At 46.6% G+C, this 9,901-nt stretch carries 5 protein-coding genes and 1 pseudogene; all 6 read right to left on the bottom strand.

What is annotated here, in order from left to right:
* Positions 1-249: family 43 glycosylhydrolase (locus ABUA47_RS01405; RefSeq protein WP_349831388.1), on the bottom strand; the 249-nt coding region annotated here is incomplete at its 3' end.
* 27 nt (positions 250-276) lie between these two features.
* Entirely contained in the window at positions 277-1,245 is a 969-nt protein-coding gene (locus tag ABUA47_RS01400; RefSeq protein WP_035447555.1) for a glycoside hydrolase family 43 protein, read from the bottom strand.
* A gap of 3 nt (positions 1,246-1,248) precedes the next feature.
* Complete coding sequence (locus ABUA47_RS01395) at positions 1,249-2,217, bottom strand: glycoside hydrolase family 43 protein (RefSeq protein WP_035447552.1); 969 nt, start codon at positions 2,215-2,217, stop codon at positions 1,249-1,251.
* Positions 2,218-2,462: 245 nt separating this feature from the next.
* Positions 2,463-5,105: a family 43 glycosylhydrolase gene (locus tag ABUA47_RS01390; protein WP_035447549.1), complete on the bottom strand. Its 2,643-nt coding sequence runs from the start codon at positions 5,103-5,105 to the stop codon at positions 2,463-2,465.
* An 84-nt stretch (positions 5,106-5,189) separates the two neighbouring features.
* Positions 5,190-6,767 (bottom strand): RagB/SusD family nutrient uptake outer membrane protein, encoded by a 1,578-nt coding sequence (locus ABUA47_RS01385; RefSeq protein WP_035447546.1) that lies wholly within the window; start codon positions 6,765-6,767, stop codon positions 5,190-5,192.
* A 22-nt stretch (positions 6,768-6,789) separates the two neighbouring features.
* Positions 6,790-9,842: pseudogene (locus ABUA47_RS01380) on the bottom strand (SusC/RagA family TonB-linked outer membrane protein).
* Positions 9,843-9,901: the final 59 nt, after the last annotated feature.

Genomic DNA, 9,901 nt, shown 5'->3' with positions numbered 1-9,901 from the left:
TACATACTCCCAATCCACCAGGTTCCTGGAACGGTGAATCGGCAGATTGCGTATGTCCTCGGTGGCATACAAATAGTAGTATCCGTCATCTCCCTCAATGACAGAAGGGTCTGGCAAACTATAATCTATCACCGGATTGCGATAAACATTCTTCGGCTGTTGTTCTTCCGGTTTATCCTCTTTCGTAGCCGATGACGAGGAACAGGCTATCAGACTGCATAACACTGATAATACAAGAAACTTCTTCATACAATGTATTCTTTTCATTCTTTCATTTTACTTTTCGGGTGATGTACTGCCCAATACCTGCGGACGGACAAGAGTGCCGCCGATGGAAACCGTTCCCTGGTCGGAAATGGCAAAATCCTTGATGTACGAAGTGCGCGGCTGTACCTTCACAGAATCCCAGTGTGCATGGAAAATATACTTCCAACTGCCGTCCTTGCAGCGGAAGGGCGCTCCGTGTCCGGTGCCCGTCAAGCCGTCGGCACGTTGCAGAATAGGGTTTCCCTCGTATTTCTTCCACGGTCCCATCGGGCTGTCCGAAGTGGCGTAGCCCACACCGTAGTTCTTGCTTTCAAAGTGATTGGCCGAATAAACCAGGTAATATACATCCTCTTTCTTCAAGACGGAAGGACCTTCGGCAACCCTGGCGGGCTTGTCCTGCGAAAGCTCCCAAGGCTCTCCCACCTTAATGCACTCCGTCAGTGTTTCCTGCTTAATGCCGGTCAAATCATCGTTCATCTCTGCCACCCAAATAACGTTGCCATCTGTAAAACGCACGAAATAAAGGTAAGGCGTACCGTCATCATCAATGAATAGAGAGGTATCGATACTCTTCTCATCCCATATCGGCTGCTTCACTTCCTGACGGAACGGGCCTTGGGGAACATCTGCCGTTGCCACGCAGATACGCTCTTCGGTGGAATAGAACAGATAGAACTTCTTCTTCGACCCGATGTAGTAGACTTCCGGCGCCCAGAATCCCCACGTACCGTAGGAATCTGCGGCCGACAACGCCTGGCCTTCACGCGTCCAGTTTTTCAAGTCATCGGAAGAGAAGCAGGTAAAGCCTTCTCCTTCTACCGTACCTCCAGTGCCGTAAGCATAATACTTGCCTTCGTAAAGCATTACGTAAGGGTCGGCAATCGGCAGATAGTCTGATTCTACAACCGTCTTCTCCTTGCATCCTGCAAAGCAAAGACAAAGCAACAGTAGCAATATATAATTCTTTTTCATATCCATCTCTTATTTTACTATTTTGGGCGTCATATAGTCCTTGCTGATTCTCATGCGGTCCACACCGTCCACTTTCTCGAAAGAAACGTCACTGATGTACATGGCACGTGGGTGGATACTACTCTTGTCCTTATGGGCATGGAAAACGATACGAAGCTTGCCAGCCTTGTCGGTGAAGGTGGCACTATGCCCCACTCCAACCAGTTCTCCGGGTTTCTGCAGCAAAGGATTCTCCTCGTATTTGGTCCAGGTACCCATCAAATCGGTAGCTGTGGCGCAACCTATGCCGTAGAAAGGACTCTCATAGCTGTTGGCGGAATAGGTCATATAGTAGAGCCCATTACGCTTGATGACAAACGGGCCTTCATTCACACGGGGCCATACCTCCTCCCATGCCTGAGAGACGTGGATGCAAGGGTGCATGGTCTCCTTCTTGATAGTCATGAAGTCTTTCTCCAATTCGGCCACCCAGATGTTGAGCCCGTCGTTGAAACGGTCGAAGAAGAGATAAGGCGTGCCGTCATCATCAATAAACAGAGAGTTGTCAATGCATTTCTCATCGGCAATCATCGGTTCCTTCTTACTTTGGGTAAATGGTCCTGCAGGTGAGTCTGCTGTTGCCACACAGATATGCTCGTCTGCCGAGTAATACATATAGAACTTCCCGTTCACTTCGTAGACCTCCGGTGCCCAGAACCAGCGGTCGGCCCAGACATCCTTCTTCTGGAGCGCCATGCCCTTATACTTCCAAGCCTTCAAATCATCGGAGGTATAGACTTCGATGCCTTCATCCGCATGGGTGCCATAGGCATAGTAAGTGCCATCGTGCAACAGGATGAACGGGTCGCCCAAAAGCACCGGCGTTTCAACTCCTTCGACAACAATATCGTCCACATCCTTATAGTCTGAAGAGCAGGACTGGCAGGAAGCCAGCGTGGCCAACAGAAACAGATACATACATATAAAATTCTTTTTCATGATTCTTTCTTAAACAATTGTTATGATGATAAATATTTACTTTCAAGAAGATGTTCCGTTACACCCGTATATTGAACCCTATTCAGTCGTATACTGAATCCTATTCAATCGTATACTGAAATACATTCAGTCGTATACTGAATCACCCCCAGTCCATCACACTGATTCACAAGGAAATACAAATACCGGCTTCTATATACATTTTTCATTACATATATACGGAACGGCACATCCCACGATTGCGTCTAATCGCGCCTCTGCCCTACATGATAATACAACGTACCACTATAAACCGGAGAGCCGCCCTCCGAACAGAATCCGATGCGGGATGCAGGGTAGCGTATATCCAAAGCTCCCAGCTCCCTGCCGTCGACAAACAGATACAGCTTGTCTGCACGACGCACGGCACGGAAATTATAGGATTCCTTCCACAATTCATGTACACCTATCTTATAGATATGGCGTTCCAAATCCTCCGCCTCCTTGTTGATGAAGCGGATGCCTTCTGCCTTTACCGGAGTAAAGGTACAATAATTATATGCAGGATGTTCTGCTATCCCCCTATCTTTGTTTTCTATCGGATGCCATTCGCCGCCATTCAGGTATTCTATGTCGAACTTGCCGAACATGTCATCCACAAATTCGGATTTATTGCCTGCTTCGTGACGGTTCAGGTAAAGTGTATCCAACCATGCAGGTGCGGCAAAACGATAACCTTTCTCAATGAAGTCGGTATACTTCACATCCGGATAGAGCGTTTGCAGGCATCCCAACGGGAATTCCTTCTTCCAGGCAGTTTTCCCTTTCTTCACGGCTGTCACCTCAAGCATACGGGTGATGCCATCGAACTGAGCCTTCACATAGTTATCCTTATCCACATAAACCGGATAGCTTCCTGCCTTGTCTTGTCCGGACAAGCCGGACAACTGGAAGCTCAATTCATAATCGTTCAAGAAATCGCCCTTCAACAACTCCTCATTCCCCGAAAGCTGGAAATGCACATCATCGAAGCCGATGGTATAGGCAGCCCCTTCGAACAAGGCAGACTTTGTCTCGTCAAATACTCCGGGAACACCCGCTTCTTCTGCCGGAAGAGCCTCTGCAAAGACATGTCTCCCCGGTGCGAGAATCTCATCCAGCCAAATCTTCAGACAGCCACCATTACGCTCAATGCGCAGATGATGGTACACACCCCAATGGAAATCTTCAGGCAGGGCATAGGATTCCTTATTTTCTTTGCCGCCGACAAGTGTACGCAGGTACCAGCTCCGGTTCTCGGCATCCAAACCTACATAGGCACAGTTATCTGCATCCTTCCACCAGGCAATGACGCCGGCTCCACCCTCGGTCTTGACTCCCGTCTCGAACAAGTAAGCCACGGACGGCTGTACTTGTTGCAACACACCGAACGAAGCTGTCTCGCCTTTGCCTGCAAAGGTAGGCATCGAAGGTTCGGGATGATAACCCATCGTGCGGGGGCCGGTGATACCATCCACAAACAACGTCTTGTCGAAGAACTGGACACGGTTGATATATTGTCCCCGATGCTCATCGTTCTTGTTTGCCATATAAATCAGCCACCATTCAAATCCGTTGGGCCCCCTCAGAATATTGGGCTGCCCGGGAGTCATCAGAATATCGTCGGCAATGCCGTCTTTCATATCGAACAGAGAAACGTCGAAGAATTGCGAACGTCCCTTGTTTGTTTCTACGGCAAGCAGATTCGTGCCTTCCTTCAAAGCAGCACGCAGCTTCTTGTCCAGGTTCACGATACAATAATCACGCCCCTGCTTCTCGTAGACAAGTGTTCCGTTCAGATAAATCCGGGTATCTCCGTCGTGAGCGACACGCAATGCCAGATTACCGGTTTCGCTACCGGCAGAGAAAGTCTTTCGCAACCATAAGGAGGGCGTATTCCACAAGGTGCCCAGATGCCGGGTGGTGGAACCTTTCACTTCACGGGACGAAAAGCCGGTCTCCCCCCTCGCCCAGCCGGAGTCATCGTAGGTCGCCTTTGTCCAGTCGCCCTCCGGCTTGTCCTCCGTATAAGCAAACAACGGCTCATACGTGCGGCCATACCGCAATAAATCCACTTGCTTCTCCTCCAGTTGCGTCTGATTGCAGCCTACAACCGGATAGCTATATTTATTACCATTTTGAAAACCTAAAGGAGAGTCTGCCTCGGCAACTCCCAACTGATAATTGCCCCACTCTGTAGAGGTGTGGTTGGCATTGTACATCATATAGTAGCGGTCTCTATACTTCATGACCCACGGTCCCTCCGCCACTCTGTTATCCATCGTTTCCCATGTGTCCGGCAATGAGGCGAACTGGCACACCGGTTCGCCGGCAAATTCTGCCGGGTTCTTCATTTTACGTCCCCAGATGGTATTCCCATCGGTAAAGCGTACCATATACATGTATAGTTGTCCATCATCATCTCTGAATATTTTGGGGTCGATACGGTTATCCATCCATGTCTTCTTGTTCGGTTCTGTATAAGCGCCCAAGACATCTTTGCTCTGCGCATGTACAATGTGAACGGCATGCTTGTCCTTTCCCCAATAATTGACTGACCAGTACAAATGAAAATCTCCATTCAGATAGAACATGTCATTGGCATGAATCTGGTCATCTCCGGCTCCGCTGCCTCTGGTCCAGTCATTGTCCATGGATACGACATGGATAGGTTTCCCCCAATGAACCAGGTCATCGGATACATAGAAATCCCCGTTTGTACGGACCCCGCCAATATAATATTTGCCGTTGTATTTCATTACGCCGGCATCCGCCACTCCCGGAAGTACCGGATTCTGGATGTTCTGCGCAAACAAGCTGCCGCAGCAAGCAAAAGCGAATGGTAATAGTAGTTTTTTACAGACAAGCATATGGTATAAGATTTAAGAAAGAAAAGGCTATGCCGGAAGCATCCTGAATGAGAACAGGCTTCCAGGCATAGCCTTCTTTAGTTATTAATAGTTAGGATTCTGAGTAAGATGTGCAACACCACCTACCGTGCTGTTCATCACTTCATCTCTCGGAATGGGCAAACGTCTGTGCTTACCGACGATGAAGTTATTGAAGTCCTTGTCACGGGCTTTCAGCTCATCAATTCCAGCCTGAGAATCAAGTAATCCCCAACGCTTCAAGTCAGCCCAACGCCAACCTTCGAAACAGAGTTCCAAAGTACGTTCCATCTGCAGGCGCTTGATAAAGGCATCTTTAGAACTCAGGCAGTCTTTCCACTGACTGTCTTTCAACTTGGCCAGACCGGCACGTTCTCTTACCTTATCCACATAAACAGCAGCATCGGCAGGATTAGTACCCGTTTCAACAAGACATTCTGCGTAGTTCATCAAGATATCTGCATAACGCATGATACGATAGTTGTTACGGGCAAAGTAATCTTCTGCATCACGATAGTAAGCAGTATTGTATTTACGTATGTAGCAGTCTTCCGGGTCAGTTCCCCAACCGTCATTCCAATCGGCATTTTCAAATCCATAATATTTCTTCGGTTGATCGGGGAAGTCTTGTGAGAATCCACGGTACAGAATACTACCATACAAACGCAAGTCATTCTTTCCGTCAATACGTTTCTCTTTCAAGAACTCATCTACCAACCAGCGACGTGCCTTACCATCTCCCCAACCTATACCACTCGGAGCATAGAACTGAGTACGCTGGAAACCGAATGCCATACTGGCATCATTACCCGTACCACCCTTGTTTTGGTCATCGAACTGAATTTCAAAGATACCTTCCTTGTTGTTCTCATCCAAGTCAGTGAAATTATCTTCACGATTGGCGATAAGATCGTACAAAGAGCCCTCTTTATCAATCAGCCATTGCAATTGTTCCTTCGCCTTGTCATACTTATGTTGTTGCATATAGGCCTTGCCCAACAATGCTTTGGCAGCGCCTTTGGTGGCACGTCCCAAATTGGCAGCATCCCAAGATTCAGGAAGATAATCCATAGCAAACAGCAAGTCTTTCTCCACTTGATCCCATATTTCCTGCTCGGAAGCGTCTTCCGGAATATAATTGGCATCTTTAGGTTCCAAAGGCATCGTTCCTTTGTCCCACAACAGATTTACCTGAAAATACCACATTGCACGTAAGAAAGAAGCTTGTGCCAATACCTGGTTCTTTGTAGTCTCGTCCATTTCAATATTAGGCACATGACTCAACACTTGGTTGCAACGGAAAATACCTACGTAGAAATGTTCCCAATGTATATTGTTGCCTTCGTAAAAATTATAATTGTTGTAAAGAAAACGTGTCCAGTCACCCAATTCAATCCAAGGAGAAGAACTCCATCCCTCGTCCGAGGTCAAATCGTAGCGAAAAGAGAGCCAACGCATCCAAGTACCTTCCTTATAAAGAAAACTGTAGCAGGCATTTACACCAGCTGTAGCATCTTCCGGCTTATTCCAATAAGTATCGTTGGTCACTTCATTGGGATTATCAATATCCAATAAACTAGAACTGCATCCAGTGCACAATGTCAAGGCACCTGCGAGCATTAATCCATTATATATCTTTTTCATAATTTACAAACTGATTTATAAGTTAAAAGGTCAAATCCAATCCAAACATCACCGAACGGGTATTGGGATAAGCAAAGCTGTCCGTACCACTGTTCCAAACGGAATTCGCACCCTTGAAGTCAGGATCCAGACCGGAATATCCGGTAATAGTAATCAAGTTGCTACCGGTAGCAAACAGACGGAGTTTCTCAACGCCCAAGTTGGTCAGCCACTTCTGCTTGAAATTATAACCGATAGAGATATTCTTCATACGGAAGTAAGAACCATTCTCCAGGAAACGGTCGGCATCACGCGAGTTGCGGAAGTCACCGTAAATGATACGTGGGGTATTGGAGTTAGGATTCACCTGATAAGGCTCTTCGCCCTTCTCAAAGCGGATATAGTTGGAGTTGTCTGCAAACAGACGTCCTTGCCAACGGGATACGTTGTATATCTTATTGCCAAATTGACCGTTCCACATCATACTGAAATCGAAGTTCTTCCACTCTGCATTCAATACCAACGACATTTGCATCTTGGCCCATGGACTACCACAATAATCACGGTCAATATCAGTAATTTGACCGTCATCATTTAAATCAAGATACTTAACGTCTCCCAATTGCGGACGTTTCCCTTCAATCATGATCGGTGTACCGGCAGGTACTTTATCTTCATTAGGTCCCGGTACATGGTTACCTTTCGTCACATAATTGTCTATTTCCTCTTGTGTCCGGAAGATGCCGTCTGTTTTTCTCAGATAGAATTCGGCCAACGACCTTCCCGGCTCTGTTCTGGCTTGACCGGAATCAATAAAGTTTCTTTCCGACCCATCCCGTCCCAAGCTCAGAACTTCGTTATCCATCGTAGTCACATTCAGTAAAGCGCTGTACTTAAAGCCTGAAATCTGGTCTTTCCAACCAAATGTAAACTCGAAGCCCTTGTTGCGCAAGCTGGCAGCATTTTTCCACGGAGAGCCTCCTTGATTACCGGTAGAAATGGCAATCGGAGTCTCAGCCAATACGTCACTGGTTTTTGAATTATAATATTCCGCACTGACAGTCAGGCGTTGGTTCAGGAAACTGGCATCAAAACCTACATTCACCGTTTCTTTTGTTTCCCAAACAAGACCTGCATTCACCAGTTTCACCTGAGTAGAACCCGGAACAATAGCACCACCGAATACAGTTACAATACTCTGGTTGATAGTTCCGATATAATCCCAATCACCAATGGAAGAGTTACCAAGACGACCCCAGTTACCTCTAATTTTCAAGTCATTAATCCAAGGCACATCAAAGAATTCCTCCTTTGAAATTCTCCAGGCACCGGAGAATGAGGGGAAATTGCCCCAGCGGTTTTCCTTAGCCAAGCGAGAAGTACCGTCACGACGGAAAGTGGCAGTCAGATAGTATTTATCATCATAAACGTAGTTTGCACGTCCCAAATAAGAAATCATCGCATTCTCGCTGATGCTGTTTGAATTCTGCTGATTGCTCTGTCCTGCATTCAAAACTGTAAAGTAATCGCCGTTACCCGTCATCGGAAAGTTCAGACGGGAAGCCCACAAACCTTCCCACTCATGGTGCTGGTAAGTAGTACCGACCACGGCATCCACATGATGCTTACCAAAATCCTTATTGAAGTTCAACGTGTGCTCAATCAACATGTTGTAGGTGTTGTCACGTGCCCCTTCTGGCTTTCCGGATCACGGTGTTCCTGATTCTGAGTCCAGTTACCTTCTCCACGGAACCATGAGTTCTCATAGAAATAAAGGTCAATACCACCATTGAATTTATAAGAAAGGAATTCGAAAGGCTTGAATTCCAACCATAAAGAACCATTCAAACGATTCTGGCGGAAATGACGGTATTCCAAATCTTCACGGGCAATCGGGTTCACACCAAAAGTATTGTATTTGGCAGCATCACCATAGCCATATCCACCCGGATTATTCTCATCATAGATAGGAATAGTAGGCATCATACGCAAAAAGTCATTGTAGGTATTGGTCTGGTTCGGGTCTGTGTTTGTGAGTGAATAAGCCAAGTTTTCACCAAAAGAGAACCAGCCCTTTTTACCTTGTGTATTGACACGGAAGCTATAACGGTCGAAAGTATTTCCATAAGAAACGCCGTCATTGTTATAGTAGCCGGCTGATACAAAATAACTACCGGAGTCACCGCCACCGGAGAGTGATACGTTGTAGTCCTGCACCAATGCGGTCTTCAACACTTCATCCTGCCAGTTGGTATCATACTGTGAGTGTTTCTGAGTGCTGTTTACAGTAGCAATGCCATCTTTGATAGCTTCATTATAGGCAATATCATTATACTTGATATATTCTGCCGCATTCATCAAATCAAATTTCGGGCTCCATTCCAATGTTTCCTTTACGCTTACATTCACCTTCATGGGACCTTTCGTACCCTTCTTGGTAGTAACGATAATCACACCATTGGCAGCACGCGAACCGTAGATGGCAGCAGCAGAAGCGTCCTTCAGAATCTGGATGGATTCTGCATCTGCAGGGTTGAAGTCAACTCCCGGATCTGTAATCATACCATCAATTACCCACAACGGAGAGTTATTACTCAAAGAACCGACACCGCGAATTTCAATAGAGGCATCTTCGCCCGCCCTACCGCTACTGCGTACGTTAATACCGGTTGCCAAACCCTGCATCTGGCTGACCAGTGTTCCTGCAGCGCTTTTCTTCATTTCCTTGGTATCAACAACGGCAACCGCTCCAGTCAAGTCGGACTTCTTCACGGTCTGATAACCGATGACAACCACTTCTTCCAGTGCTTTCGAATCATCTTTCATCACCACGCGCAAGGCAGTTCCCTTATAGACAACTTCCTGCGTAAGCATACCGATATAAGAGAAAACGAGTGTACTTCCTTTTTTTCCACTCACTGAGAAATTACCGTCAATATCGGTAATGGCACCCGTGGTAGTACCCTTCACCAATACATTCACGCCCACCAAAGGCTCACTATTTGCATCCGTCACCGTTCCCGTTATGGTCACATCTTGTGAATAAGCGGTAGCTGCAAACACAACAAAGAATAAGAATAAGATTTTCTTGATCATTTTTTATAGAATTAGATTTTAAAACTATGCGGAAACTAACGCCCGCTTTTTAAATACAC

Source organism: Bacteroides sp. RTP31139st1_H2_RTP31139_211217, assembly GCF_040227615.1.
Taxonomy (GTDB): domain Bacteria; phylum Bacteroidota; class Bacteroidia; order Bacteroidales; family Bacteroidaceae; genus Bacteroides; species Bacteroides uniformis.
The sequence above is the reverse complement of the archived record's forward strand: the minus strand, read 5'-3'. Positions and strand labels throughout refer to the sequence as shown.